Consider the following 25,741-nt stretch of genomic DNA (forward strand, 5'->3'; position numbering starts at 1 on the left):
TCTCACCATCAAGAGATCTACACACCATGAGCACCATCCAAATTCGGAAGGCCAAGCGCGAGGGCGCGCGCCTTGTCGTTGGGTTCAGCGGCATCAGCGGCAGCGGAAAAACGCGGAGCGCCATCGAACTGGCCTATGGCCTGGCGAACTACAACCCCGAGAAAATTGGTTTTCTCGACACCGAGAACCGCCGCGGCAGCCTGTACGCTGAAGTACTGCGCGAGCATCCCACGCACCCCACGGACGTTGAATTCTGGATTGCGGACCTTGATCCGCCGTTCACCCCGCAGCGTTACAGCGATGCCATCCTGCAGTTCCAAAAGCTCGGCGTGGAAGTGCTGGTGATCGACAGCGTTTCGCATGAATACGAAGGCACCGGCGGCGTGCTGGAAATGCGCGAGCCGTTGCCGGGCAAGGTCGGCAAGCGAGACAACATCGCCAAGGCCGAACACAAGAAGTTCATGAACACGCTGCTCCAGAGCAACATGCACATCATCGCGTGTGTCCGTGCGCGCGAAAAGGTCATCATCGAAAAGCAGAAGGACGAAAAGACCGGCCGCATGGAAACGGTCTATATCCCGCAGGGCGTGCAGCCCATCTGCGAAAAGAACTTCATGTTCGAAATGACCGCCTCGCTGATGATGTGGGACGAAGGCAAGTCCCAGCAGGTGATGAAGTGCCCCGGCGAGTTGCGCGCGATTCTCGGGCGCGAGGCGGGCCACATCACGTCGGCAGACGGCAAGGCGCTGCGCGACTGGGTGGACGGCGCCAAGCAACTGGACCCCGCCGTAGAAGCAGCGCGCAATACGCTGCGCACGACCACCGAACAGGGGATGGCTGCACTGGTTGCCGCGTGGAAGGCATTGCCGGCCAGTATCCGTAAAGCCATCGGCCCCAACGGCTGCCCCGACGATCTCAAGGCATCCGCCCAGGCATTCGACCAGCAGCGCGCTGATGCCGCTGCAGGCGACGCAGAACTGGCCGACCTGAACGCGTCGGTGCTCGGTGGCCAGGCTGCGTAAGGGAACGGGGAAATAAGCGATGGGACAGCCCGCAGAAAAGAAATTCCTTTCCGCCGACGAGCTGGTGGCGCGCTGGGGTGACGCTATTCATCCCGGCACGCTGGCCAACTGGCGCGTGCAGGGCAAAGGGCCGGCATTCATCAAGCTGGGCGCGAAGGTGCGGTATCCCATCGCCCAGCTGGAACAGTGGGAAGCGGCGCACATGGTTGCGGCGAACGACAACAATATCAATTAAAGGAACGGGCCGCATGATGCGGCAGCGTAGAAGGGGTAAACAACAAATGCTGGCCAAACTCAATGAAGTCCACGAAGCGTATCTGAGTCAGGAGCGGGTACATCAAGACATGGTTGCACTGCGCGCTGTCGGCTATGAAAGCCTGGCCACGGTGCTGAAGGAAGCGCTGTTCCAGGCGGCTCACGGCAAGGGCGCAGAACGCCATGCCCAGGGCGCGCCGTTCGATGAACAGCCGATGCAGCAATTGATCGGCCTGTTTGGCGATGGGTTCGCGCTGGGGCAGGCCGCCAAGAAGATGCAGGAAAGCCAGCGTCTTCCGCACGACCGCGCAAGGGCGGAACTGCTGGGCGCCATCAACTACATTGCAGGCGCTGTCATCGCAATGGATCGCCGCAATGCAGAGCACCCGCCGGTGGCTGCCAATGACAGCGATATCGGATGGTTCAGCTGGGGCGGCGGAGAATGCCCGGTGGGACTGCGCGATGTGGTGGAAGTCCGCCTGCGCGACGGCAATGGCAGCCACACCGGCAAAGCGTCGTTCTTCGACTGGACGCATGACCACGATCTGGCGGACGTTGTGGCGTACCGCGTCACCCGGAAGGCAGGTCATGGCTGACGATATCGACCTGGCCCAAGAGCGCGATGCACGCAATCTGGCGGAAGCGCTCGCCGTGCAGCGTACTCGCGCCAAGGCGACCCAGCACCTGACCGCCACTGGAGAATGCCTGAACCCCCATTGCTGCGAGCCATTTGCAGCCAATGACGAAGGCCGGCTGTTCTGCGGCCCCGGCTGCGAGCAGGACTATCGCCGCCTGAAGCGCGCCGCTTGATTTCAAACTGGGCCGCAGGCATCGGGCCGACGGCCACGTCTAGGAGTAGCACCACCATGCAGAACCAAAGCACCGCAGAACAATTTGGTATCGATAGCCGCGTTGTGATCGTCCCGCATGAAGTCGAAGGGATCGTGGACGGCATCTTCACAGACCGCCGCGGCACGCAGTATCTGGTCGAGTACAAGGACAAGAGCGGCGCCATCCAAAGCCGCTACTACGGCGCCGACCAGCTTCACGCAGCCTAATCCATCGGCCGGCAGAGCGCCGGCTGAATTCATTACTCAGATACGAACATGGCCTCAGTCAACAAAGTTATTTTGGTCGGCAATCTCGGCGCTGACCCCGAAACGCGTTACATGCCAAGCGGCGACGCCGTGACTAACCTGCGCCTGGCTACCACCGACCGCTACAAGGACAAGCAGACCGGCGAGCAGAAGGAATCCACCGAGTGGCACCGCGTTTCGATCTTCGGGAAGCTGGCGGAGATCGCCGCCCAGTACCTGAAGAAAGGATCGTCGGTCTACATCGAGGGGAAGATCCGCACGCGCAAATGGCAGGACCAGTCCGGCCAGGACAAGTACAGCACGGAAATCGTCGCTGACTCCATGCAGATGCTGGGCGGGAAGCAGTCCGGTGGCGGGGGCGGTGAAGGCGGCGACGGAGGCGACGGCGGCGGACACCAGCGCCAGCCTGCGCAGAACGGCGGCGGACAGCAACAGCGCCAGCAGCGCGCGCCGTCAAACGGCTTCGAGGACATGGACGACGACATCCCCTTCTAAAACCGACCTCACGTAGCAACCGCGCAACCCGGCGGCCTGTACTGGCGCCGGGTTTCGTCGTTTACGCTATCCTATGTGACGTTGCCTAAACAAAGGCAACACGGGATTGGCGTCCCGAACTTCCAGGCGTACGTGAGCCGCTGCACGCGGCTGGCGTGCGCTCGCCCGACCTCCGCCGATGGTGGCGCCGGGCGGGAGCCCCTTCGGGGGCGCAGGTCCTGGAGTCCTGTACGCCAATCCCGTTCGGTTGCCACCCCCTCAATTGGCGTTGTCGGGTGACAGCCTCAGTCAACTCCAGGAGTCCAGCCTTGTCAGAAGTCCCCGAAGAAACGGAGCCGCGCACGTCGCCGGTTTCCCTGGTCGCAGCATCCCCAGCACCGATCCCCAACGTAGTAGAAAACAGCCGCTATGGAGCCACCGCGATCTACTGCGACGGCACCACCACGCTGTCGTTCGCGCACGAACGGCGTACGCCTATACAGCTCGCCGCGGCGAAGGCTGGCCAGCTCCACGCGTTGCTGATGCTCGCCAACTCCGGAAGCGGATTGCCTGCCCACATGACGCTTGACGACCAGGCGCGAGACAACATCGTCGCGCTGGCAGAACGGCTGGCCAATGAAGTGGCCATGCTGACCGATATGGGAACCTGACCCACAAACGCAAAACCCGCCAGATGGCGGGTTTTTTGTGCGGGCTTATCAGGTTTCCATTGCCGCGCCCCTCGCTGGTATGCAGGTCGGTGGGGCTTCACTGTCAGGTGTTCGCGGCTGGTTACGCCAGCCAATCGGGTTCGGGTTTGGAGCGAACCACTGCCCCCTTGGTAGACATTTCAAAGTGTCCGTCTTGAAGGGTTACCATCCAGACACCGAAAGAACACTTGCTGAAATGCGCTTTCGGTGTGGCCCCTTACGGAGGCCTGCCGGACCGTCTTTCCGATCTGCCAAGTTTCCCAGCATTTGCCGGCGCTGCTCGGAAGTCCCCACAACCGAACAGCGAGGTTGCATTATATGTCTGAAATTACTGATGTGTGGTTATTTTGGTGATTTCGATAGATTTCATCCAGCCAGTTCGCCCACTGCTGCAGCATGTCGCGCCGCTCTGGCTTGTACTCATGCCGGTTGTACACGGCGCGCACCTTGTCCGCCGGGGCGTGCGCCAGGCACCGTTCGATCACGTCTGAGCTGGCGCCGATCTCATTGAAATGCGTACTGAACACTGATCGCCAGCCGTGCATCGTCTCGCCCGCGTAGCCGATTCGCTCCAGTAGGGCATTGGTGGACCGGTTGCTCATGGGGCGTGTTCTGTCCATCCGGTTTGGAAACAGCAGGTCATTGCCATCCGAAATTTCACGCAATGCGCGCAGCAGTTCGACCGCTTGGCTGGAGAGGGGAACCCAGTGCGGCCGGCGCGCCTTCATGCGCTCGGCGGGGATGACCCATTCAGCCGCATCAAGGTCGATTTCTGACCACCGCCCGCTGGTGACTTCCGCCTTACGGCAGGCCGTTAGGATGACCAGGCGCATTGCCGTGATGGTTTCCGGGTTGGCAGTGCAGTTGCCCAGGGCATTCAGGAACCCGCCGATTTTCCCCGCGGCCATGGCAGCGTGCGGCGTCTGGACGCGGCTGCGGAGCACCCGCGCAGGTGGTACGGGGTTCGCCTCTATCAGGCCAATGTCGATGGCGTGCTCAAAGATCCCGTAAAGGTAACTGCGCAGGTTCTTGGCAACCTCTGGCGTTTTGGCGTCTATGCGTTTCAGCAGCGCGGCAATTTCCACCCGCCTGATGGCGTCGATGGTCTTCTGGTCAAACTCGGGCAACAGGTACTTGGTTACCTCGCGGGCGCGCTGCGCGATAGTCTGTGCCGCCAGCTTTGGCTCTGTAGCATGCCGCCATCCGGACACCACGGTTTCGAACGCACCGGCTTGGGCGCGTAGCCGCTCCTGCGCAACCTGCGCACGCTCGGCCTGGCGGGCGTGCACCGGATTGTCACCGGCGGCAACCATGGCGCGCGCCGTTCGATGCTCGTTGCGCGCAGCGGATAGCGAGATATCAGGATAGGCGCCGATGGAGTGCAACCCCTCGCGCCCATGCAGCCTGAATTTGTAGCGCCACAGCTTTGCGCCGTTCGCCTGCACCAGTAGGTACAGGCCGCCGCCGTCCGTCATTTTGTAGGGCTTGTCGGCTGGCTTGGCGTTCCTGACCAGCGCGTCGGTCAGGCTGCGAGCAATGTTGTCGGCCATGAAAAAGGGGTATCACAGTTGCGATACCCCCAATTCTACCCCCAATTTGCGCCGATACCACCACAAGCACTGATGCGGCTTCCCGGCTGGTTACGGGAATTTACTCAATCGCATCAATGGTTTATGGTGTTGTTGCATGATGTGGCGTTAAACCCCATTAACACGATGAACGTTCCAGCTTGCGATACGCAGCGGGCCGGAGGTAGGCAGCGCCGCGCTCATGCTGCCATGCCTCCGTGGCGCAGCAGCGCATCGATCTGTGGCGCGCGGCCGCGGAAGGCGACGAAGGAATCCATGGCGGGGCGGCTGCCGCCGACCGACAGGATCTCGCGCTGGTAGCGCGCGCCGGTTTCGCTGTCGAGCACCGTGCCCGAAAGCTGGGCGGCTTCTTCGAACGCGGCGTACACGTCGGCCGACAGCACTTCGGCCCACTTGTAGCTGTAGTAGCCCGCGGCATAGCCGCCGGCGAAGATGTGGCTGAAGGTATTGGGCCAGCGCGACAGCGGGTATTGCGGCACCACGTGCACGCGGTCGTTGATCTCGCGCGACAGCTCCAGCACGCTCTTCGCGCCCTGCGGGTCGAAGTCGGTGTGCAGGTGCATGTCGAATGACGAGAACACGATCTGGCGCAGCGTCATCATGCCGTTCTGGAAATTCTTTGCCGCCAGCATACGGTCGAACAGCGCGCGCGGCAGCGGCTCGCCGGTGTCGACGTGCTGGGTCATGCCGGTCAGCACCTCATACTCCCAGCAGAAGTTTTCCATGAACTGGGACGGCAGTTCCACCGCATCCCATTCCACGCCGTTGATGCCGGACACACCCAGCTCGCCCACCTGCGTCAGCATGTGGTGCAGGCCGTGGCCGAATTCATGGAACAGCGTGATGACTTCGTCGTGCGTGAACTGTGCCGGCTTGTCGCCCACCGGTGCCGAGAAATTGCAGGTGAGGTAGGCCACCGGCGTCTGCACCTTGTCTTCGGCCAGGATCTTGCGGCCGCGCGCATCATCCATCCATGCGCCGCCGCGCTTTCCTTCGCGCGCATAGAGGTCGATGTAGAACTGGGCCAGCAGCGTGCCGTCGGCCGCGCTGACGCGGAAGAAGCGCACGTCCTTGTGCCAGGTCTGCGACGTATCGGGCTGGATCTTCACGGAGAACAGCCGCTCCACAGCGCCGAACAGGCCTTGCAGCACCTTGGGCTCGGGGAAGTACTGCTTCACCTCGTGTTCCGAGAACGCATAGCGCTGCTGGCGCAGTTTTTCGGAGGCGTAGGCCACGTCCCACGGCGCCAGATCGGCCAGCCCCAGCTCGGCGGCTGCGAAGGCCTTGAGTTCGGACCAGTCCTGCTCGGCATACGGTCGCGCCTTGACTGCGAGTTCGTCCAGGAACTTCAGCACCTCGGCCGGCGATTCGGCCATCTTCGGCACCAGCGACACTTCGCCGTAGCACTGGTAGCCGAGCATCCGGGCTTCTTCGCCGCGCAGCGCGAGCTGTTCGCGCATATTGGCCGTGTTGTCCCAGTCGGCCTGGCCGCTGCCATATTGGGCGCCGTGTTCCGATGCACGAGTCACGTTGGCCTCGTACAGCGTCTGGCGCAGCGCGCGGTCGTCCGCGTACTGCAGCACGGGGAAATAGGACGGGAAGTGCAGCGTGAATTTCCAGCCAGCCTTGCCATCCTTCTCCGCCGCGTGGCGGGCAGCTTCCTGCGCGTCCTCGGGCAGACCAGCCAGTCGCGCCGGGTCTTCGACGAACAGCGCGTAGGCGTTGGTGGCATCCAGCACGTGGTCGGAGAATGCCTTCGACAACTGCGCCTGCTGCTCCTGGATTTCGGCAAAGCGCGGCTTCTGGTCCTCGGGAAGTTCGGCGCCGCCCAGACGGAAGCCGCGCAGCTCGTTCTCGATGAGCTGGTGGCGGGCGGCGCTCATGCCGCCAAATTCCGGGCTGGTTGCGAGCGCCTTGTACTTTTCATAGAGGGCCAGGCTCTGTCCCAGCGACGACCAGAACTCCGTCATGCGCGGCAGGTTCTCGGCGTGCGCCTTGCGCAGCTCCGGTGTATCCGCAACCGCGCTCAGGTGCCCGACCACGCCCCAGGCGCGGCCCAGCGGCTCGGTGACGGCTTCCAGGGCTTCCACGGCATTGGCCCAGTCGGACGGCGTGGCCGGGTCTTCGGCGCGCGCCACGGCTGCCTGGGCGCGCTCGAGCAGCACATCGAGCGCGGGGCTGATGTGCTCGGGGCGGATCTCGGAGAAGCGCGGCAGGTCGGTGAAGTCCAGCAGTGGATTGTTGACGGCTTGGTCCATGGCGGTTCTCGGTTGTCTGGCCTGAAGAGGCAATGGCTTGCAGATGGGGGCAGCCCCGCGGCTTTTCCAGTGCCGTTGCGGCGCCCGCCGCAACGGCGGGCAGGCTTAGCCGGCGACGCGCTCGGCGGCTTCCAGCGTATTGATCAGCAGCATGGTGATGGTCATCGGGCCGACGCCGCCCGGTACCGGCGTGATATAGCCGGCCACTTCGCGCACGCCGGCGAAGTCCACGTCGCCGCACAGCTTGCCGTTGTCGTCGCGGTTCATGCCCACGTCGATCACGACCGCGCCCGGCTTGACCATGTCGGCGGTGATCAGGTTGCGCTTGCCCACTGCGGCGACGATCACGTCGGCGTCACGGGTATGGGCGCCGATGTCGCGCGTCTTGCTGTTGCAGATGGTGACCGTGGCACCAGCCTGCAACAGCAGCATGGCCATGGGCTTGCCGACGATGTTCGAGGCGCCGACCACTACCGCACGCGCGCCGCGCAGCGGGTAGCCGACCGATTCCAGCATCTTCATGCAGCCATACGGCGTGCACGGGCGGAACAGCGGGGCACCGGTCATCAGCGCGCCGGCATTGGCGACGTGGAAGCCGTCGACGTCCTTTTCCGGGGCGATGGCCTCGAGCACCTTGTGGCTGTCGATGTGCTTGGGAAGCGGCAGCTGGACCAGGATGCCGTGGATGTTCGGGTCCTGGTTGAGCGCGTCGATGCGGGCCAGCAATTCCGCCTCGGACAGGTCGGCCGGGTAGCGGTCGAGCGAGGAGTGGAAGCCGTTGTCCTGGCAGGCCTTGACCTTATTGCGCACGTAGACCTGGCTGGCCGGGTCTTCGCCGACCAGGACCACGGCCAGGCCGGGGCGGTGGCCGCGTTCGGTCAGGCTGGCGGCGCGCTGGGCGGCTTCGGAGCGGATGTGTTTGGCAAGGGCGTTGCCGTCGATCAGTTGGGCAGACATGGGGGAGAGGGCGGGTTTGTGGCCGGGAGTGAAGGCGCCGTCGCGGGGCGGCGCCCGGCTCGGCAGAGCTTAAAGGCGAATTATACGGGGTGACGGGCGACCATTCCGCCCGGACGGCTGCGCGACGGTTTGATCGTTGGCAAGCCCCGGGGCGCCCTGCAGCTAGTAGCATCAAGCCATGCATACCGCGCTCCCGTCCCTGCTGTCCGATCCGCTGCTCATCGTCGTGTCCCTCGCCGGGCTCGCGTGGGCGCTGAGCCGCCGCCCCTGGCACTTGCTGCGGCGCGGTTCCCTGCAGCATGCCTGGCTGGGCGCGATGGTGTTCGTGGCGCTGTTGTGGACGGTCCGCGCCACGCTGGTAGGAGGCCTGGTGATCCAGCTGCTCGGCGCGACGCTGATGGTGACGCTGTTCGGGTTGCCGCTGGCGCTGGTCTCGCTGTTCGTGGTCGACGTGGTATCGATGCTCGGCCTCGAATACCTGGCCGGTCACAGCTGGGCCCTGTTCGACTGGCCGTCGCTATGGATGCGCTATGTCTGGCTGGCGCTGCTGCCGGCGCTGATTTCGGCCGCGTTGCAGAGCCTCATGCGCCGCACGTTGCCCCGCCATCCGTTCGTTTTCATCCTGGGCCATGGCTATTTCTGCGCGGGCCTGGCGGCCATGGGCGCAGGGGCGGCCGAGGCTGCCTGGCGGCACTGGATGGCGCCGGGGCTCCCATTCAGCACCGCCGATACGCTTGCGGCGATCGTCATCCTGGCGTTTGGCGAGGCCTTCCTGACAGGCATGCTGGTCGCCGTCTTTGTGGTCTACCGGCCGCAATGGGTGGTGACGTTCCGGGATGAGGAGTACCTGCGCGACTGAGGCGCCACGGGGAAGGCCGTCAGGGCAGGGAAGGCGGGCGAGGCGAGGGCGGGCAGGGCGGTCGAGGCGAAGGGCGGTCGCCTGCATGCCCCGGCGGGCGCCGGGGCAGCTTGCCGGATCAGCTGTTGCGCGACAGCGCCAGGCGCAGCAGGTCGGCCACGGTATTGACGTTGAGCTTTTCCATGATGTTGGCGCGGTGCGCCTCCACGGTCTTGATGGAAATGCCCAGGTCGTCGGCGATCTGCTTGTTCAGGCGGCCGGCCACGATGCGCTCCAGCACCTGCTGCTCGCGCGTGGTCAGCTTGCCCAGCAGGTCCTTGGCGGCGCGCTGTTCACGCGCGGCCGAGTGGTCCGTGCGGGCCTTCTGCAGCATGCGCTCGACCAGCGCGCGCAGTTCCGATTCGTCGAACGGCTTCTCGATGAAGTCGATGGCACCGCGCTTCATCGTCGAAACCGCCATCGGCACGTCGCCGTGGCCGGTGATGAAGACGATGGGGATATCGATGTTCTCGGCAATCATGCGTTCCTGCAGTTCCGGGCCGCTCATGCCGGGCATGCGCACATCGAGGATCAGGCAGGACACCTGGCTGGCGTCATAGGCCGCCAGGAACTGCTCGGCGCTGCTGTAGCTGCGCACCTGGTAGCCATTGCCCTCCAGCAGCCAGGTCAGCGAGTCGCGCATCGCTTCATCGTCGTCGACGATAAAGACGGTCTCGCCGCGGTGAGGGGCAGGGTTTGGCGTTGCGGTCATGAAGTCTCCTGGGACAACCATTCATTTGCGGCAGCAGTGTAACCGGCCGCGGCGCTATGTAACAGATCCGGCACCCCACCGGCGAGGGGTGCCGGTCGGCCCGTGATCGGGTGCGCATCGTTACTGGTCGGCCATGGCGGGCTGCAGCGGCAGCATGATTTTAAACGTACAGCCGATGCCGTCGACATTGTTCTCGACCCACAACCTGCCCTGGTGGGATTCGATGATCGAGCGGCAGATGTTCAGCCCCATGCCCATGCCGTCGGACTTGGTGCTGAAAAACGGTTCGAACAGTCGCTCCTTGGTGGCTTCGTCGACGCCGGGGCCCTGGTCGATCACGTCGATATGCACGTTGTTGCCGAACTCGCCCGGTTCCACGCGCGCATGCAGGCGCACCACGCCCCCGGCGCGCGGGGCTGGCATGCCGGACATGGCTTCCACGGCGTTCTTGAGCAGGTTCACCAGCACCTGTTCGATCAGCACGGGGTCCACGTAGATCAGCATGGGCGGCGCCGGCAGGCGCGTCAGGATGGTCACGCGCCGGCGCGTGGCCTCCAGGTCGGCCAGGCCCACGGCGTCGGCGGCGATGTCGTGCAGCGAGGCCTCGCGGCGCTGCGGCTGGCTGCGCTTAACGAAGCCGCGGATACGGCTGATGATGGTGCCGGCCCGCACGGCCTGCGCCGAGGTCTTTTCCAGGACCGGGATCAGGTCCTCGGGCGTGCTGCGGCCCGAATGCAGCCGCGCCACCGCGCCCATGCAGTAGTTGTTGATGGCGGCCAGCGGCTGGTTGAGTTCATGCGCAAGCGAAGACGCCATCTCGCCCATGGTGGTCAGGCGGCTGGTGAACTGCAGGCGCTCTTCATGCTGGCGGGTCATTTCCTCGGCCGCCTTGCGCATCGTGATGTCGGTGGCGATCTGCATCTGCGCCAGGTGGCCGTCCACCCACTGGATATAGCGGCGACGCACCTCGAACCACTTCTGCATGTCGGGCACGAATACTTCGCGCGCGTCCGAGGTGTAAGGCATCAGCTCGGACGCGGGCAGGCCGGCGTACGCGTCGACGTAGTCGGTGTTGTCGCTCGAGACCTGGTCCTTGTCGACCTCATCGCCGGCCAGCTTCAGGTGGCCATCGGCTTCCCAGCCGAACAGCTGGCGGTAGTAGCGGTTGGCGAACAGCAGTTCGGCCTTGTCGGTGGCCAGCACGGACACCGCGGCATCCAGGCTCTCCAGCACCGTGGTGAAGCGGTCATGCGCGGCGGCCAGTTCCTCGCGGGCGCGCTTGGGCTCGGTGATGTCCGTCATCGAGCTCATCCAGCCCGTGTGGCGGCCGCGGCTGTCCACCAGCGGCGACACGTACATGCGCGAGAAGAAGCTGCTGCCGTCGCGGCGCATCACGCGCATTTCATAGCCGCCAACCGGGGACTTGCCCTGCAGCGTCAGGTCGATCTGCTTCTGCATCTCCGCCTGGTCGTTCGGTGGCCAGTAGGGGAAGGGCGGCAGGCGGCCGACCAGGTCGTTCTCCTGCCAGCCGGTCATGCGGCAGAACGCCGGGTTGACGTAGGTGATGCGGCCGTTCAGGTCCAGCGCGCGCAGGCCGATCAGCATGGAGTTTTCCATGGCGCGCCGGAACGAGGTCTCGGCCAGCAGCGCGCGCTGCGCTTCGGAGCGGCGGCTGGTGTGCCGCCACATGCTCCAGAGGCTCCACAGCAGGAAGCAGGACAGTCCGACCACCAGCCACAGCAGCATGTTGTTGGGCAGGTTGGACGGCGGCGGGTAGGCGTCGGCGCGCAGCGACAGCGAGTGGCCGGGCGGGTCGAGCAGCACCTCATAAGAGAGCGCATTGCCAGGCACCGGACGCAGCGAAGTGCTGGCGCGCGTCTGGTTGTTCCTGTCGATCAGCGAGAACCGGTAGCGCTCGGTCAGTTCCGGCGGCAGCAGGTGCGTGAGGATGCCGTTGATGGAATAGAGCGCGCCGATCGTGCCGAGGAACTCGTTGTCCCGCACGATCGGCACTTCCATCAGCATGAAGCTGTCGCCGCGGTCGTTGGTGAGCGGGCGCGAGTAGACCACGCGCTGGGTCTCGCGCGCGGCGTCGAAGGTGTCGAGCACCTCGGGTTCGAGCGGCTGGTCCTGGTTCTCGCGCAGCCTGGCCGCGAACTCGGAAGTCGATGGCAGGGACCAGCGGCCACGGCGCGTGGCGTCGAGCCAGTTGATGAAGACGATCTCGGGGTTCTCGCGCAGGATTTCCTGCGCCGCGGTCCGGTATGCGCCCTGTTCGAGCTGCGCGGCGGCAATGTCGCGCGCCAGCGAGGCGAGCTGGTCCTGGTTGCTCAGCAGGGACAGCCGCACGCGCTGTTGCGCCCAGGCGGCGTCGCGGTACAGGGCGTCGCGCTGCTGCTGGCGCTCGGTCTCGTGCAGTGACCAGAGGATGACGCCCATCGCCGCGCTGAACAGCACGATGGCCACCAGCGGGATGAACATGAACCAGCTCGTGGCGACCAGGTTGCGCCAGCGCAGCCACCAGAGGCCGCGCGGCGGAACGCCCACGGTGCCGCCGTCATCGACCTGTGCCATCGTGTCGATGGCGCCCAGCGTGCTGGCCGGCGGCGCGGCATGCGCGCCATCGCCTCCGGCTGCCCTGCCCGTGTCGGAGGCGGTGGGGGGGAGGATGGCTGCGCGCAGGCTGGACAGGAAACGATCGAAAAACGACATGACAGGGATTGACGGCTGACCGGCCAGTGTAGCGGGATTATTGCGGTGCGTCGCTTGGGGAAAGCGCCAATGAAATCAAGGAAAAGACTGGCGACGCGACCGCGCTTGTCCCGGGCGGGCGGCCACAGCCCGTGTGAAGTTTGGTGCGCCGCGACAATATTTCACATCGTAAAAAACGATACCGCAATTTGAAAATTTCACTTGTGCTGGCCATTCTGCTTCCATAGAATCGGTTCGACCAAAAACGCGGGCGGTAACCATGCGCCTGCCGCGCGGAGGGTTCGGAACAGGACTCCCGGCGGCGGCTCCGATGCAAGGCGCTGCGGCGACGCATCCGCAAGTCATACCCCGTCACCCCGGGGCCCAAATGCCAAAAGCCAGGGCCCCGGAGCAGGAATTCACCAGGAGACAGTCATGTCCGCCGTACCCGAGCAGATTCTCGGCGCTTCCAGCGCCAACGACGCCGATCCCCAGGAAACCCATGAGTGGCTGGACGCCCTGCAGGGCGTTCTGGGCGCCGAAGGCCCGGCGCGTGCCGCCTTCCTGATCGACAAGCAGATCGAGTACGCGCGCGTGAACGGCGTTACCCAGCCGTTCCACGCCGAAACCCAGTACATCAACACGATTCCGGTCGAGCAGCAGGCCCGCATCCCTGGCGACCAGGACATCGAGCACCGCATTCGCTCGTACACGCGCTGGAACGCCATGGCGATGGTGCTGCGCGCCAACAAGCACACCAACGTCGGCGGCCACATCTCGTCGTTCGCCTCGGCCGCGACGCTGTATGACGTCGGCTACAACCATTTCTGGCGTGCCCCGTCGGAGCAGAGCGGCGGCGACCTGGTCTTCGTGCAGGGCCATTCGGCGCCGGGCGTGTACTCGCGCGCGTTCCTGCTTGGCCGCCTGACGCCTGACCAGCTCGACAACTTCCGCCAGGAAGTGGACGGCAAGGGCATCTCGTCCTACCCGCACCCGTGGCTGATGCCGGACTTCTGGCAATTCCCGACGGTGTCGATGGGCCTGGGCCCGATCATGGCCATCTACCAGGCCCGCTTCATGAAGTACCTGGACAGCCGCGGCCTGGCCAAGGCCGGCGACCGCAAGGTCTGGGCCTTCCTGGGCGACGGCGAGACCGACGAGCCGGAATCGCTGGGCGCGATCGGCATGGCCGGCCGCGAGAAGCTGGACAACCTGGTCTTTGTCATCAACTGCAACCTGCAGCGCCTGGACGGCCCGGTGCGCGGCAACGGCAAGATCATCCAGGAACTGGAATCCGAGTTCCGTGGTGCCGGCTGGAACGTGATCAAGGTGGTGTGGGGCAGCAAGTGGGATTCCCTGCTGGCGCGCGACACCAAGGGCCTGCTGATGAAGCGCATGATGGATTGCGTGGACGGCGAGTACCAGACCATGAAGGCCAAGGACGGCGCCTACGTCCGCGAGCACTTCTTCAACACGCCTGAACTGAAGGCGATGGTCGCCGACTGGTCCGACGACGACATCTGGCGCCTGAACCGCGGCGGCCACGATCCGCACAAGATCTACGCCGCCTACAAGGCCGCCAGCGAGCACACGGGCCAGCCGACGCTGATCCTGGCCAAGACCATCAAGGGCTATGGCATGGGCGACGCCGGCCAGGCCATGAACGTGGCCCACCAGCAGAAGAAGATGCCGGTGGACGCGATCCGCAAGTTCCGCGACCAGTTCAGCATCCCGGTGCCGGACGACAAGCTCGACGAGGTGCCGTACATCACCTTCGAGGAAGGTTCGAAGGAACTGGAATACATGCGCCAGGCGCGCATGAACCTGGGTGGCTACCTGCCGGCACGCCGCCAGAAGGCCGAAGCCCTGCAGGTGCCGCAGCTGTCCGCGTTCGATGCGCTGCTCAAGGCCACCGGCGAAGGCCGCGAAGTATCCACCACCATGGCCTTCGTGCGGATCCTGAACACGCTGCTCAAGGACAAGCAGATCGGCAAGCACGTGGTGCCCATCGTGCCGGACGAGTCGCGCACCTTCGGCATGGAAGGCCTGTTCCGCCAGATCGGCATCTGGAACCAGCAAGGCCAGAAGTACGTGCCGGAAGACCATGACCAGCTGATGTTTTACAAGGAATCGCAGACTGGCCAGGTCCTGCAGGAAGGCATCAACGAAGCCGGTGCCATGTGCGACTGGATCGCGGCCGCCACGTCGTACTCGACGCACGGCGTGCAGATGATCCCGTTCTACATCTACTACTCGATGTTCGGCATCCAGCGTATCGGCGACCTGTGCTGGGCCGCTGCCGACATGCGTTCGCGCGGCTTCCTGCTGGGCGGCACCGCCGGCCGCACCACGCTGAACGGCGAAGGCCTGCAGCACGAGGACGGCCACTCGCACGTATTCCACGCCGTGATCCCGAACTGCATCTCGTACGACCCCACCTTCCAGTACGAGCTGGCGGTCATCATGCACGACGGCCTGCGCCGCATGTACGCCGAGCAGGAAGACGTCTACTACTATCTGACGGTGATGAACGAGAACTACGAGCATCCGGAAATGCCGGCTGGCGTAGAGCAGGACATCGTCAAGGGCATGTACCAGTTCCGCAAGGGCGTCGAGAACAGCAACGCGCCGCGCGTGCAGCTGCTGGGCTCGGGCACGATCTTCCGCGAGGTGATCGCCGCCGCCGACCTGCTGAAGAAGGACTGGGGCGTCGAATCCGATCTGTGGAGCTGCCCGAGCTTTACCGAGCTGGCCCGCGAAGGCCACGCCGCCGAGCGCCACAACCTGCTGAACCCGGCCGGGACCCAGCGCGAGTCGTTCGTCGCGCAGCAACTGAAGTCGGCCCGCGGCCCGGTCATTGCCTCGACCGACTATGTGCGTGCGTTCGCCGAACAGATCCGTCCGTTCGTGCCGCGCCGCTACGTGGTGCTGGGCACCGACGGCTTCGGCCGCTCGGACACCCGCGAAAAGCTGCGCCACTTCTTCGAGGTGGATCGCCACTGGGTCACGCTGGCCGCGCTGAAGGCGCTGGCCGACGAGGGCGCCATCAGCCGCGACAAGGTGGCTGAAGCGATCAAGAAGTACAACCTCGACCCGAACAAGCCGAATCCGATGTCGGTCTGACCGGCTTCCTGCACCAACCCCCCGCAGTACGGCAACGCCGTGCCGCGGGCGCCCCGGAACTTCCGGTGGCGCCTTGCGGCACAGCGGCGTGACAGATGCGGGCGGCGAGCGTAATCTCGCCGCTTGCGGATGTCGCGCGTGCCGGCCTGCCCAGGAGACACTGAATGAGTCAAGCGATTGAAATCAAGGTGCCGGACATCGGCGACTATGACGCCGTTCCCGTCATTGAAGTGCATGTGAAACCCGGCGACAGCATCAACGCGGAAGACGCGCTGGTCACGCTGGAATCGGACAAGGCCACCATGGACGTGCCCTCGCCGCAAGCCGGCGTGGTCAAGGAAGTCCGCATCAAGGTGGGCGACAACGTATCCGAAGGCTCCGTGCTGGTGATGCTGGAAGCCGCCGGCGCTGCCGCGCCGGCCCCGGCTCCCGCAGCTGCTGCGCCGGCTCCCGCTCCGGCCCAGGCCGCAGCGCCCGCCCCGGCACCGGCCGCCGCCCCGGCGCCTGCTGCCGCGCCCGCCCTGGGCGGCACCATTGAAGTCAAGGTTCCCGATATCGGCGACTACGACGCGGTCCCCGTGATCGAAGTCCACGTCAAGCCGGGCGACACGATCAACGCCGAAGACGCCGTCGTCACGCTGGAATCGGACAAGGCCACCATGGACGTGCCGTCCCCGCAAGGCGGCGTGGTCAAGGAAGTCAAGGTCAAGGTGGGCGACAACGTGTCCGAGGGCACGCTGCTGATCCTGCTGGAAGGCGCCGCTGGCGCAGCCGCGCCGGCTCCCGCCGCCGCCGCACCCGCCCCGGCTCCCGCTGCAGCGCCTGCCCAGGCCCCGGCGCCCGTGGCCGCTGCGCCGGCTCCGGCAGCGCCCGCCGCAGCCCCGGCCGGCGTGACCGGCAAGGCCGCGCACGCATCGCCGTCGGTGCGCAAGTTCGCGCGCGAACTGGGCGTGGATGTTTCCCGCGTGCCGGGAACTGGCCCGAAGAGCCGCATCACCCAGGAAGACGTGCAGCGCTACGTCAAGGGCGTGATGACCGGCCAGGCCGCTGCGCCCGCGCAGGCCGCGGCTGGCGGTGGTGGCGGCGAACTCGGCCTGCTGCCGTGGCCGAAGGTCGATTTCACGCGCTTCGGCGAGGTCGAAAGCAAGGCCCTGTCGCGCATCAAGAAGATCTCGGGCGCCAACCTGCACCGCAACTGGGTCATGATCCCGCACGTCACCAACCATGACGAAGCGGACATCACCGACCTGGAGGCCTTCCGCCTGCAGCTGAACAAGGAAAACGAGAAGTCCGGCGTCAAGGTGACGATGCTGGCGTTCATGATCAAGGCCACCGTGGCGGCGCTGAAGAAGTTCCCGAACTTCAATGCCTCGCTCGACGGCGACAACCTGGTGCTGAAGAAGTATTTCAACATCGGTTTCGCGGCCGATACGCCGAACGGCCTGGTCGTGCCGGTCATCAAGGACGCCGACAAGAAGGGCGTGCTCGAGATCAGCCAGGAAATGGGCGAACTGGCCAAGCTGGCGCGCGACGGCAAGCTCAAGCCCGACCAGATGCAGGGCGGCTGCTTCTCGATCTCGTCGCTGGGCGGCATTGGCGGCACGTACTTCACGCCGATCATCAACGCGCCGGAAGTGGCCATCATGGGCGTGTGCAAGTCGTACCAGAAGCCGGTGTGGGACGGCAAGCAGTTCGCGCCGCGCCTGACGCTGCCGCTGTCGCTGTCGTGGGACCACCGCGTGATCGACGGCGCCGAGGCGGCCCGCTTCAATACGTACTTCGGGCAACTGCTGGCGGACTTCCGCCGCATCCTTCTCTAAGGGGCCGCGGCCATGTCCATGACGGGCATGGCCCTGGCGCTTGCAGCCGAGCGAGGCGAGCCATGACTACCTGTGTCGTCGTCAGGAAGGGTGCCGAGGTGGCGATTGCGGCCGATGCGCTGGTCACGTTCGGTGACACGCGCCTGTCGCGCGCCTACGAGCGCAACCAGAAGGTGTTTCCGATCGGCGACAGCTTTATCGCGCTGGCCGGCACCACGGCGCACTTCCCGGTCATGCGCGCCTTGCTGGCGGGAATGGGCGAGGAATGCCGGCTCGGGTCGCGCGACGATGTGTTCCGGACCTTCCTGAAGGTGCATGAGAAGCTCAAGTCGGAGTACTTCATCAACACCAAGGAAGATGAGGATGATCCGTACGAGTCGTCGCAGATCGTCTGCCTGATCGCCAACCCGGCCGGGATCTTCGGCGTCTACTCGTACCGCGAGGTGTTTTCGTTCGACCGTTTCTGGGGCATCGGCTCGGGCCGCAACTATGCGCTGGGGGCCATGCATGCGGTCTACGACAAGCCCGAACTGGACGCCGCCGCCATTGCACGCATCGGTGTCGATGCCGGCATCGAGTTCGACAAGAGTTCGGCGGGCCCGATTGAAATCCATACCGTAGGGCTGCACGAGGCCGGCGCCACCGGCGCAGCGGCAACCAACAACGACGGCGCGCCCTGAGGCCACGCAGGCCCGGCGCGCAATGAGGAGCAAACATGAGTGTGATCGAAGTCAAGGTGCCGGATATCGGCGATTTCGACGCGGTGGAAGTGATCGAGGTCCTGGTCAAGCCGGGCGACACGGTCGAGCAGGAACAGTCGCTGATCGTGCTCGAGTCGGACAAGGCCAGCATGGAAGTGCCGTCATCGGCTGCCGGCAAGGTCGTCGACGTGCGCGTGAAGGTGGGCGACAAGATCGGCCAGGGCGCGGTGATCTGCACGGTGGAAGCGCAAGCTGCCGCCGCGGCCGCACCGGCTCCGGCCCCCGCGCCCGCCGCTGCGGCACCGGCGCCGTCGGCCGCCCCGGCTCCGGCACCGGTTGCCGCCAGCCACGCTGGTGGCGCGGACATCCAGTGCGACGTGCTGGTGCTGGGCGCCGGCCCCGGTGGCTACTCGGCTGCCTTCCGCGCTGCTGACCTGGGCATGAATACCGTACTGGTGGAACGCTACGCCACGCTCGGCGGCGTCTGCCTGAACGTCGGCTGCATCCCGTCCAAGGCACTGCTGCACAACGCGGCGGTGATCGACGAAGCCAAGGCGCTGGCCGCGCACGGCATCCTGTTCGGCGAAGCCAAGATCGACCTGGACGGCCTGCGCCACTACAAGAACCAGGTGGTCGGCAAGCTGACCGGCGGCCTGGCCGGCATGGCCAAGGCGCGCAAGGTGCAGGTGGTGCGCGGCATCGGCACCTTCCTCGATCCGCACCACCTGGAAGTGGACGCGACCGAAGGCGAGGGCAAGCAGGCCACGGGCAAGAAGACCGTGATCCGCTTCGAGAAGGCCATCATCGCCGCCGGCAGCCAGGCGGTGAAGCTGCCGTTCATCCCGGAAGACCCGCGCATTGTCGATTCGACCGGCGCGCTGGAACTGCCCGAGGTGCCCAACAAGATGCTGGTCATCGGCGGCGGCATCATCGGCCTGGAAATGGCCACGGTGTACAGCACGCTGGGCGCGGATATCGACGTCGTCGAAATGCTGCCTGGCCTGATGAGCGGTGCCGACCGCGACCTGGTCAAGGTCTGGGAGAAGAAGAACAAGGACCGTTTCGGCAAGGTCATGCTGAACACCAAGACCGTCGGGGTGGAAGCCAGGCCGGACGGCATCTACGTGAAGTTCGAAGGCGAGCAGGCCCCGGCCGAGCCGCAGCGCTACGACCTGGTGCTGGTGTCGGTGGGCCGTTCGCCCAACGGCAAGCGCATCGGCGCCGAGAAGGCCGGCGTGGCCGTGACCGACCGCGGCTTCATCAACGTCGACCAGCAGATGCGCACCAATGTGCCGAATATCTTCGCGATCGGCGACGTGGTTGGCCAGCCGATGCTGGCGCACAAGGCGGTGCACGAGGCCCACGTGGCCGCGGAAGCCGCGCACGGTGAAAAGGCCTACTTCGATGCCAAGCAGATCCCGTCGGTGGCCTTCACCGATCCGGAAGTGGCCTGGGCCGGCCTGACCGAGGAGCAGTGCAAGGAGCAGGGCATCAAGTACAGCAAGGGCGTGTTCCCGTGGGCCGCCTCGGGCCGTGCCATTGCCAATGGCCGCGACGAGGGCTTCACCAAGCTGATCTTCGATGAGGAAACCCATCGCATCATCGGCGGCGGCATTGTCGGCACGCACGCCGGCGACCTGATCAGCGAAGTCTGCCTGGCCATCGAGATGGGCGCGGACGCCGTGGATATCGGCAAGACGATCCACCCGCACCCGACGCTGGGCGAGTCGATCGGCATGGCCGCGGAAATCTACGAAGGCACCTGCACCGACGTACCGCCGCCGCGCAAGCGCTGATAGCGGGCAAGCCGCAAGCGTCGAAACCCGCCCGAGTGGCGGGTTTCATTTTGGCTGATTACGCAATTAACCGACAGGAATTTCACCCAGCTGCGGATTTGGCTGGCAGGGCGGGGGCCGGCCAGTCAGATAAGGTCATTCCGGCTGCTGGGGCGTGGATTCGATGATGTCTTCGAGCTGGGCGCTCATGGGAATGCCAAGGCGTTCGCCAGTGGGCAGGCGGTTGATGAACCACTGCTTGTACAGGCGCTCAAGCTCGCCCGAGGTAATCAGGTCGCGAACCGCCTTGTCGACAACCGCGGCAAATTGCGGGTCGTTCTTGCGCAGCATGATGCCGTAGGGGTCGTACGACAGGAAGTCGCGCGTCACGTCATATTTCTTGCCCAGCCCGTACTTGGCCAGGAAGCCGTAGAGCAGCACATCGTCGCCGGCGTACGCATCGGCGCCGCCGTGGCGCAGCACTTCGAAGGCATCGGCGTGGTCACGGGCGCGGATCAGGGTCAGGCCGAGATTGAAGCGCGCGGACAGGCGTTCGATGGCGTCCGCGTTGGTCGTACCGGCAGTCGCCACCACGGTCTTGCCCTTGAGGTCTTGAAACGTGCGAATTGGCGAGCCGTGCGGTACCAGCAGCTTGGTGCCGGCGACGAAAATCACCGGTGAGAACGACACGCGCTGCTGCCGCTCAGCATTGCGCGTGGTGGATCCGCATTCGAGGTCGATCTTGCCGGACGTCATCACTTCCATGCGGTTTTCGGAAGTCACCGGCACCCAGTTGATGGTCAGGTCGCGGCCCACCTCGGTGCCAGCGGCCTGGACGATGGCCGAGCAGATATCGATCGAATAGCCGATCGGCCGGCGAACCTGGTTCAGGTACGAGAAGGGCAGGGAAGATTCCCGGTAGCCGATGGTCAGCGTGCCGGTTTCCTTGGCCTTCTTCAGCGTGCCGGAGAGGGCGATCGGTTCCTGCGCCAGCGCAAGGCCGGCCGACAGCGTGAGGCAAAGCGCCACCACCCGCCACCACGCGGCGACGCCAGACCGGGCTCCAGTGCAAGACATGCTTCGCTCCTCTGTGGCCTGCGAACCACCGCTCATGCACGCGCGGTCTCGGGTTTGGGCAGCGGCTCGCGTTCTCCGTCCGCGCCACCCTGGTCGCCGGTGTCGAGCGTCGATTCGCTGGCCAGTTGGCCTTCCCACTTGGCAACCACGGCGGAGGCGATCGAATTGCCCACGGCATTGGTGGCCGAACGGCCCATGTCCAGGAACTGGTCCACCCCCATGATCAGCAGCAAGCCGGCTTCCGGGATATTGAACTGGTTGAGCGTGGCCGCGATGACCACGAGCGATGCGCGCGGCACGCCGGCCATGCCCTTGGACGTGAGCATCAGCAGCAACAGCATGGTGATCTGCGTGCCCATCGGCAAGTGGATGTCATAGGCCTGGGCGATGAACAGCACGGCGAACGTGCAGTACATCATCGACCCGTCCAGGTTGAAGGAGTAGCCCAGCGGCAGCACGAAGCTGGAGATCTTGCGGTTGACGCCGAACTTGTCGAGCGCGTCGAGCATTTTCGGGTACGCGGCCTCGGAGCTTGCGGTAGAGAACGACAGCAGGAACGGCTCGCGGATCAGCTTGATCAGCGTGATGATACGCCTGCCCAGGAACACGAAGCCAGCCAGCGCCAGCAGCGTCCACAGTACAAACAGGGCAAGGTAAAAACTGCCCATGAACTTGGCAAAGGTCACCAGGATGCCAAGCCCTTGCGTGGTCACGGTCGATGCAATCGCGGCAAACACCGCGACAGGCGCCAGCCACATTACCGCACCGGTGATCTTCAGCATGACCTGCGCGAGGTCCTCGATCACGCCGGCCATGCGCTTGCCATGCTCTCCAAGCGTGGCAAGCGCGGTGCCGAAGAAGATCGAGAAGACCACGATCTGCAGGATTTCGTTGTTGGCCATGGCCTCGGCCACGGACTTGGGCACCAGGTGGGCGACGAAATCCTTCAGCGTAAAGGCATTGGTCTTGAGGTTGGTCGCGGAACCGACGTCGGGCAGCGGCAGGCCGATGTTGACGCCCGGCTGGAGCATGGTGGCCATGATCAGGCCCAGCGTCAGCGACACGAGCGAGGCCGTGATGAACCACGCCATCGCCTTGATGCCCACGCGGCCGACGGTGCTGGCGTCGCCCATGTGGGCAATGCCCATGACCAGCGTCGAGAAGACCAGCGGAGCGATGATCATCTTGATCAGCCGCAGGAAGACGTCGGTGATGATCGAGATGTAGCCCGCGATCTCTTTCGCCAGCTTGGGATCGGGAAAGGCGGTATGACAGGCGTAGCCGACCACGCCGCCAAGGATCATCGCGATGACGATATAGGTCGTGATGTGGCTCTGCGTCTTCATGGCAACTCCTTGATGCTTTCGCGTTCCGCGGGCGCTGCGCAACGCATGCCCGGCAAGGCGCGGACTTGTGCCGCACTGCATGATTTCCGGGAGGGGCCCTGGCGCGCCAGAATGCCGGGGGCTGCACCTAGCTAACGATAGTCGCCCGCTCCGGAATTGGGCAAGGAGAACGCTTGCGGACGCGATTTGGAAGGCATCGGCGCGGCAAGGAAGCGGCCGAAAAAAGACGAAAAAAAGCCCGACCTTCAGGGTCGGGCGTAACGATACTTTGGACAAGGAGACCGCGGTACCGAGGAGACACCGGCACGCGATGCGGCAAGCCTGCGTTGTGTGCTGCCGCAATCATCGTTGGCAAAACGCGCCGGCCAGCGGTGCGCTTTGCCAACGGACCGGCGCGAAGCCGGTCGTTGGCACTACCTGTCAGCCGTGCTGGCTATCAGGCGGCGGTGGTCTTCTTGGCAGCGGCGCTGCGGGCCGTGGCGCTGGCCTGCTGGGCAGCCTTGCTGGCGGCCGAAGCGGCAGCCTGGAAGTTGCTTTCGGCGATCTCAACAGCCTGCTTGGTGGCCTTCTGGACCGACTCGTAGGCGTTGTTGGCAGCCGAGATGGCGGACTTCACGATGGCCACGGTCGATTCCGAACCGGCCGGTGCGTTCTTGGCGAGGTTTTCGACCAGAGCCTGCACGTTCTTCGAGCCTTCAGCCAGCTGGGCTTCGGCGACCTTGGTGAACTCGCTCTGGGTTTCCGAAGCGATTTCGTACAGGTGACGGGTGTAGGCCAGGGTCTTTTCAGCGACCGGCTGCACCAGCGAAGCCTGGATGGCCAGCAGTTCCTGGGCATCCTTGGCGGACAGCGCCTTCTTGGCGTTGTCGACGTTTTCGGCGAAGGTGGTCTTGACGACCTGCAGGTTCAGCTCGACGAGCTTCTCGACGCCTTCGAAAGCCTTGGTGGTCAGACCAAACAGGGTTTCCAGGTTGGCTTTTTGCGCAGCTGCGACTTGTTCCGGGGTGAGGATCATTGCTGGTCTCCAGTGGTGAACTTCAAGGTCAAGCAAAATTAAACCGCCTGGATGTCAGGACCGTGACGGATCATCGTTCCGTGCCGTCCAGACCAGGCGTTGGGATTAAGGTCGGGGCGCTTGCGCTTTCGCTTTGGTGCGCCGCAACAATTGCCATTCTAGGGAAAGCCTGACCGGTGTCAAGCAGTTTTTGTGCATCGCACAAAAAGCAACGGGGAACTGCCTTGAAATGTGCCGGGAGCGCCATGAAACCGGCCCGGTACCGCGGGTTTTCCAGCAATGCTACCATCGCAGGCTGCCAACGCTTGACCAAGCAAGCGTCGCGCCAATCACAGCGCCAATAACAAGAACTGACCCTCCCCCTACGCCATGCTTGCCTTTTACGCTGACCACTTCGTGCTGCCGCTGCCACCGGGCCACCGCTTCCCGATGCGCAAATACAGCATGCTGCGCGAAGCCGTGGCCGGCGTGCCGGGGCTGCAGTTTCGCGAGGCGCCACGTGCGGGGGACGACGCGCTCCTCCTAGCCCATACGGCGGCATACGTCGCCGACGCATCCGCCGGCACGCTCGACGCGGCGCGCCAGCGCGAGATCGGGTTCCCCTGGTCGGCGGCGATGGTCGAGCGCTCGCGCCGCTCCGCCGGCGCCACCGTCGAAGCCTGCCGCACCGCACTGGACGAGGGCATTGCCGTGAACCTCGCGGGGGGCACCCATCATGCATATGCCGACAAAGGCGGTGGTTTCTGCGTCTTCAATGACGCCGCCATTGCCGCGCGCGTACTGCAGCGCGACGGCCGGGTGCGGCATGTGGCGGTGATCGATCTCGACGTACACCAGGGCAACGGCACGGCTTCCATCCTGCAGTCGGATCCGACCGTCTTCACGCTGTCGCTGCACGGAGAGAAGAATTATCCCTTTCGCAAGGAAGCAAGCGACCTCGATGTCGGGCTACCGGACGGCTGCGGTGACGACGCCTATGCCGAAGCGCTGCAGGCCGCACTGGATCAGTTGTTCGAGCGCTTTGCCCCGGACCTGCTGATCTACCTGGCCGGAGCAGACCCGCATGAGGGCGATCGCCTCGGGCGGCTGAAGCTGTCCATGAATGGCCTGGCCCGGCGCGACGCTCTGGTGTTCGAGACCGCGCTGTCCCGCCGGCTCCCGGTCGCAGTGGCCATGGCCGGAGGCTACGGCAACCGGATCGAAGACACGGTCGCGGTGCATGCGCAGACTGTCGGCCTTGCTGCCCGCTATCACGCGCGCTACGCAGCGGACGGTGCCACGCTGGCGACGAGGTTGGCGTCATGAGCACGATGGCGGATAATGCCGGCGCGAGCGCGCGGCGAGCCCTCTGGTCGGCCAGCATGCCGTGGCTGTTCGTACTGATCTGGAGCACCGGCTTTATCGTGGCCAGGTATGGCATGCCGCACGCCGAGCCGATGACGTTCCTGTTCCTGCGGTTCCTCGGCGTCCTGGTGCTGATGGTGCCCTTCGTGTGGCTGGCACGCGTGCCGTTGCCGCAACGGGACGCGCGTACCGACTGGCGCATGTTCGCCCATATCGCGGTAGCCGGGCTGTTCCTGCAGGCGGGTTATCTCGGCGGCGTCTGGGCTGCCGTCAAGCTGGGCATGCCAGCCGGCATGTCGGCGCTGATCGTCGGGATGCAACCCATCCTGACCGCGCTGATTTCCGCGCGCCTGGGTGAGCGCATCAGCATGCGCCAGTGGCTGGGGCTGCTGCTTGGCATCGTGGGGGTAGGGCTGGTGGTGGCGAACAAGCTCGGCGCCAGCGGGCTGTCCACGGCCAGCGTGCTGCTCGCGGGTGGAGCGTTGCTCAGCATCACCTTCGGCACGCTGTACCAGAAGCGCTTCTGCGCGGTGTTCGATCTGCGCATGGGCTCGGTGATCCAGTTCGCGGCATCGGCACTGGCTTGCGTGCCGTTCATGTTCCTGTTCGAGACACGCCATGTGGACTGGACTGCCGAGATGGTCGGTGCACTCGCCTGGTCTGTGGTCGCGCTGTCGATCGGAGCCATCTCGCTGCTGTTCCTGCTGATCCGCCAGGGCGCCGCCACGCGCGTCTCCAGCCTCATGTACCTGACACCGCCCACCACGGCCGTGATGGCATGGCTGCTGTTCGGCGAGCACTTTCCGCCGCTGGCGGCGTCCGGCATGGCCCTGGCCGCGGCGGGTGTCGCGCTGGTCATCCGGCGCTAGGCGTTTCG

Annotated in this window: 22 protein-coding genes; 14 read left to right on the forward strand and 8 right to left on the reverse strand. The window is 65.0% G+C overall.

Going from position 1 to position 25,741, the window contains the following annotated elements:
* The first annotated feature begins 26 nt into the window (after nucleotides 1–26).
* From KHO22_RS15240 to KHO22_RS15270, 7 genes are all read left to right on the forward strand, one after another.
* Nucleotides 27–1,022 (forward strand): AAA family ATPase, encoded by a 996-nt coding sequence (locus tag KHO22_RS15240; protein WP_211947990.1) that lies wholly within the window; start codon nucleotides 27–29, stop codon nucleotides 1,020–1,022.
* A 19-nt stretch (nucleotides 1,023–1,041) separates the two neighbouring features.
* On the forward strand, nucleotides 1,042–1,257 hold the full coding sequence (locus KHO22_RS15245) for a helix-turn-helix transcriptional regulator (protein ID WP_018006779.1): 216 nt from the start codon (nucleotides 1,042–1,044) through the stop codon (nucleotides 1,255–1,257).
* A gap of 46 nt (nucleotides 1,258–1,303) precedes the next feature.
* Nucleotides 1,304–1,873, forward strand: coding sequence for a hypothetical protein (locus KHO22_RS15250; RefSeq protein ID WP_211947991.1), 570 nt, complete (start codon nucleotides 1,304–1,306; stop codon nucleotides 1,871–1,873).
* A complete protein-coding gene (locus KHO22_RS15255; protein ID WP_211947992.1) occupies nucleotides 1,866–2,087 on the forward strand; it encodes a hypothetical protein in 222 nt (73 codons plus the stop codon). The genes KHO22_RS15250 and KHO22_RS15255 overlap by 8 nt, the downstream gene beginning before the upstream one ends.
* 56 nt (nucleotides 2,088–2,143) lie before the next feature.
* Entirely contained in the window at nucleotides 2,144–2,335 is a 192-nt protein-coding gene (locus tag KHO22_RS15260; protein WP_211947993.1) for a hypothetical protein, read from the forward strand.
* A gap of 48 nt (nucleotides 2,336–2,383) precedes the next feature.
* Nucleotides 2,384–2,869 carry a single-stranded DNA-binding protein gene (gene ssb, locus KHO22_RS15265; RefSeq protein ID WP_211947994.1) on the forward strand — a complete coding sequence of 162 codons (486 nt, stop codon included), beginning with the start codon at nucleotides 2,384–2,386 and terminating at the stop codon, nucleotides 2,867–2,869.
* Nucleotides 2,870–3,177: 308 nt separating this feature from the next.
* On the forward strand, nucleotides 3,178–3,519 hold the full coding sequence (locus KHO22_RS15270) for a hypothetical protein (RefSeq protein ID WP_211947995.1): 342 nt from the start codon (nucleotides 3,178–3,180) through the stop codon (nucleotides 3,517–3,519).
* Nucleotides 3,520–3,872: 353 nt separating this feature from the next.
* On the opposite strand, the gene KHO22_RS15275 is transcribed toward KHO22_RS15270, so the two are convergent.
* The 3 genes from KHO22_RS15275 to folD form a co-directional block, all read right to left on the reverse strand.
* The gene (locus KHO22_RS15275; protein WP_211947996.1) at nucleotides 3,873–5,108 is read right to left on the reverse strand and encodes a tyrosine-type recombinase/integrase; all 1,236 of its coding nucleotides are present in this window, start codon (nucleotides 5,106–5,108) and stop codon (nucleotides 3,873–3,875) included.
* Nucleotides 5,109–5,326: 218 nt separating this feature from the next.
* Nucleotides 5,327–7,405 (reverse strand): M3 family metallopeptidase, encoded by a 2,079-nt coding sequence (locus tag KHO22_RS15280; RefSeq protein WP_211947997.1) that lies wholly within the window; start codon nucleotides 7,403–7,405, stop codon nucleotides 5,327–5,329.
* A 105-nt stretch (nucleotides 7,406–7,510) separates the two neighbouring features.
* Nucleotides 7,511–8,362: a bifunctional methylenetetrahydrofolate dehydrogenase/methenyltetrahydrofolate cyclohydrolase FolD gene (folD, locus tag KHO22_RS15285; RefSeq protein ID WP_211947998.1), complete on the reverse strand. Its 852-nt coding sequence runs from the start codon at nucleotides 8,360–8,362 to the stop codon at nucleotides 7,511–7,513.
* A 178-nt stretch (nucleotides 8,363–8,540) separates the two neighbouring features.
* Between folD and KHO22_RS15290 the strand changes: the two genes are divergently transcribed.
* On the forward strand, nucleotides 8,541–9,221 hold the full coding sequence (locus KHO22_RS15290) for an energy-coupling factor ABC transporter permease (RefSeq protein ID WP_211947999.1): 681 nt from the start codon (nucleotides 8,541–8,543) through the stop codon (nucleotides 9,219–9,221).
* Between the two features lie 118 nt (nucleotides 9,222–9,339).
* On the opposite strand, the gene KHO22_RS15295 is transcribed toward KHO22_RS15290, so the two are convergent.
* Both KHO22_RS15295 and KHO22_RS15300 read right to left on the reverse strand, forming a co-directional pair.
* Nucleotides 9,340–9,972 carry a response regulator transcription factor gene (locus KHO22_RS15295; protein WP_211948000.1) on the reverse strand — a complete coding sequence of 211 codons (633 nt, stop codon included), beginning with the start codon at nucleotides 9,970–9,972 and terminating at the stop codon, nucleotides 9,340–9,342.
* 120 nt (nucleotides 9,973–10,092) lie between these two features.
* Nucleotides 10,093–12,684, reverse strand: coding sequence for a PAS domain S-box protein (locus tag KHO22_RS15300; RefSeq protein ID WP_211948001.1), 2,592 nt, complete (start codon nucleotides 12,682–12,684; stop codon nucleotides 10,093–10,095).
* Between the two features lie 414 nt (nucleotides 12,685–13,098).
* Between KHO22_RS15300 and aceE the strand changes: the two genes are divergently transcribed.
* The 4 genes from aceE to lpdA all read left to right on the forward strand — a co-directional run bounded on the left by aceE (nucleotide 13,099) and on the right by lpdA (nucleotide 20,103).
* Nucleotides 13,099–15,786, forward strand: coding sequence for a pyruvate dehydrogenase (acetyl-transferring), homodimeric type (aceE, locus tag KHO22_RS15305; protein WP_211948002.1), 2,688 nt, complete (start codon nucleotides 13,099–13,101; stop codon nucleotides 15,784–15,786).
* Nucleotides 15,787–15,950: 164 nt separating this feature from the next.
* Nucleotides 15,951–17,606 carry a dihydrolipoyllysine-residue acetyltransferase gene (aceF, locus tag KHO22_RS15310; RefSeq protein WP_211948003.1) on the forward strand — a complete coding sequence of 552 codons (1,656 nt, stop codon included), beginning with the start codon at nucleotides 15,951–15,953 and terminating at the stop codon, nucleotides 17,604–17,606.
* A 62-nt stretch (nucleotides 17,607–17,668) separates the two neighbouring features.
* A complete protein-coding gene (locus KHO22_RS15315) occupies nucleotides 17,669–18,286 on the forward strand; it encodes an Ntn hydrolase family protein (protein ID WP_211948004.1) in 618 nt (205 codons plus the stop codon).
* 35 nt (nucleotides 18,287–18,321) lie between these two features.
* Nucleotides 18,322–20,103 carry a dihydrolipoyl dehydrogenase gene (gene lpdA, locus KHO22_RS15320; protein ID WP_211948005.1) on the forward strand — a complete coding sequence of 594 codons (1,782 nt, stop codon included), beginning with the start codon at nucleotides 18,322–18,324 and terminating at the stop codon, nucleotides 20,101–20,103.
* Nucleotides 20,104–20,238: 135 nt separating this feature from the next.
* Here lpdA and KHO22_RS15325 read toward each other — a convergent pair whose 3' ends face one another.
* The 3 genes from KHO22_RS15325 to phaP1 all read right to left on the reverse strand — a co-directional run bounded on the left by KHO22_RS15325 (nucleotide 20,239) and on the right by phaP1 (nucleotide 23,520).
* Nucleotides 20,239–21,159 carry an amino acid ABC transporter substrate-binding protein gene (locus tag KHO22_RS15325; RefSeq protein WP_211948006.1) on the reverse strand — a complete coding sequence of 307 codons (921 nt, stop codon included), beginning with the start codon at nucleotides 21,157–21,159 and terminating at the stop codon, nucleotides 20,239–20,241.
* 32 nt (nucleotides 21,160–21,191) lie between these two features.
* Nucleotides 21,192–22,505 carry a dicarboxylate/amino acid:cation symporter gene (locus tag KHO22_RS15330; protein ID WP_211948007.1) on the reverse strand — a complete coding sequence of 438 codons (1,314 nt, stop codon included), beginning with the start codon at nucleotides 22,503–22,505 and terminating at the stop codon, nucleotides 21,192–21,194.
* Nucleotides 22,506–22,941: 436 nt separating this feature from the next.
* Nucleotides 22,942–23,520: a TIGR01841 family phasin PhaP1 gene (gene phaP1 / locus KHO22_RS15335; RefSeq protein WP_211948008.1), complete on the reverse strand. Its 579-nt coding sequence runs from the start codon at nucleotides 23,518–23,520 to the stop codon at nucleotides 22,942–22,944.
* Between the two features lie 369 nt (nucleotides 23,521–23,889).
* On the opposite strand from phaP1, the gene KHO22_RS15340 reads away from it, so the two are divergent.
* Entirely contained in the window at nucleotides 23,890–24,825 is a 936-nt protein-coding gene (locus tag KHO22_RS15340) for a histone deacetylase family protein (RefSeq protein WP_211948009.1), read from the forward strand.
* A complete protein-coding gene (locus KHO22_RS15345) occupies nucleotides 24,822–25,733 on the forward strand; it encodes a DMT family transporter (protein ID WP_211948010.1) in 912 nt (303 codons plus the stop codon). Before KHO22_RS15340 ends, KHO22_RS15345 begins: the two co-directional genes overlap by 4 nt.
* Nucleotides 25,734–25,741: the final 8 nt, after the last annotated feature.

Origin of the sequence: Cupriavidus yeoncheonensis (assembly GCF_905397275.1) — a bacterium.
Taxonomy (GTDB): domain Bacteria; phylum Pseudomonadota; class Gammaproteobacteria; order Burkholderiales; family Burkholderiaceae; genus Cupriavidus; species Cupriavidus yeoncheonensis.

What these genes read in the sequence shown, in the direction of transcription:
- KHO22_RS15240 (WP_211947990.1), top strand. Translation starts at nt 27, where the DNA reads ATGAGCACCATCCAAATTCGGAAGGCCAAGCGCGAGGGCGCGCGCCTT.
- KHO22_RS15245 (WP_018006779.1), top strand. Translation starts at nt 1,042, where the DNA reads ATGGGACAGCCCGCAGAAAAGAAATTCCTTTCCGCCGACGAGCTGGTG.
- KHO22_RS15250 (WP_211947991.1), top strand. Translation starts at nt 1,304, where the DNA reads ATGCTGGCCAAACTCAATGAAGTCCACGAAGCGTATCTGAGTCAGGAG.
- KHO22_RS15255 (WP_211947992.1), top strand. Translation starts at nt 1,866, where the DNA reads ATGGCTGACGATATCGACCTGGCCCAAGAGCGCGATGCACGCAATCTG.
- KHO22_RS15260 (WP_211947993.1), top strand. Translation starts at nt 2,144, where the DNA reads ATGCAGAACCAAAGCACCGCAGAACAATTTGGTATCGATAGCCGCGTT.
- ssb (WP_211947994.1), top strand. Translation starts at nt 2,384, where the DNA reads ATGGCCTCAGTCAACAAAGTTATTTTGGTCGGCAATCTCGGCGCTGAC.
- KHO22_RS15275 (WP_211947996.1), bottom strand. Translation starts at nt 5,108, where the DNA reads ATGGCCGACAACATTGCTCGCAGCCTGACCGACGCGCTGGTCAGGAAC.
- KHO22_RS15280 (WP_211947997.1), bottom strand. Translation starts at nt 7,405, where the DNA reads ATGGACCAAGCCGTCAACAATCCACTGCTGGACTTCACCGACCTGCCG.
- folD (WP_211947998.1), bottom strand. Translation starts at nt 8,362, where the DNA reads ATGTCTGCCCAACTGATCGACGGCAACGCCCTTGCCAAACACATCCGC.
- KHO22_RS15290 (WP_211947999.1), top strand. Translation starts at nt 8,541, where the DNA reads ATGCATACCGCGCTCCCGTCCCTGCTGTCCGATCCGCTGCTCATCGTC.
- KHO22_RS15295 (WP_211948000.1), bottom strand. Translation starts at nt 9,972, where the DNA reads ATGACCGCAACGCCAAACCCTGCCCCTCACCGCGGCGAGACCGTCTTT.
- KHO22_RS15300 (WP_211948001.1), bottom strand. Translation starts at nt 12,684, where the DNA reads ATGTCGTTTTTCGATCGTTTCCTGTCCAGCCTGCGCGCAGCCATCCTC.
- aceE (WP_211948002.1), top strand. Translation starts at nt 13,099, where the DNA reads ATGTCCGCCGTACCCGAGCAGATTCTCGGCGCTTCCAGCGCCAACGAC.
- aceF (WP_211948003.1), top strand. Translation starts at nt 15,951, where the DNA reads ATGAGTCAAGCGATTGAAATCAAGGTGCCGGACATCGGCGACTATGAC.
- KHO22_RS15315 (WP_211948004.1), top strand. Translation starts at nt 17,669, where the DNA reads ATGACTACCTGTGTCGTCGTCAGGAAGGGTGCCGAGGTGGCGATTGCG.
- lpdA (WP_211948005.1), top strand. Translation starts at nt 18,322, where the DNA reads ATGAGTGTGATCGAAGTCAAGGTGCCGGATATCGGCGATTTCGACGCG.
- KHO22_RS15325 (WP_211948006.1), bottom strand. Translation starts at nt 21,159, where the DNA reads ATGTCTTGCACTGGAGCCCGGTCTGGCGTCGCCGCGTGGTGGCGGGTG.
- KHO22_RS15330 (WP_211948007.1), bottom strand. Translation starts at nt 22,505, where the DNA reads ATGAAGACGCAGAGCCACATCACGACCTATATCGTCATCGCGATGATC.
- phaP1 (WP_211948008.1), bottom strand. Translation starts at nt 23,520, where the DNA reads ATGATCCTCACCCCGGAACAAGTCGCAGCTGCGCAAAAAGCCAACCTG.
- KHO22_RS15340 (WP_211948009.1), top strand. Translation starts at nt 23,890, where the DNA reads ATGCTTGCCTTTTACGCTGACCACTTCGTGCTGCCGCTGCCACCGGGC.
- KHO22_RS15345 (WP_211948010.1), top strand. Translation starts at nt 24,822, where the DNA reads ATGAGCACGATGGCGGATAATGCCGGCGCGAGCGCGCGGCGAGCCCTC.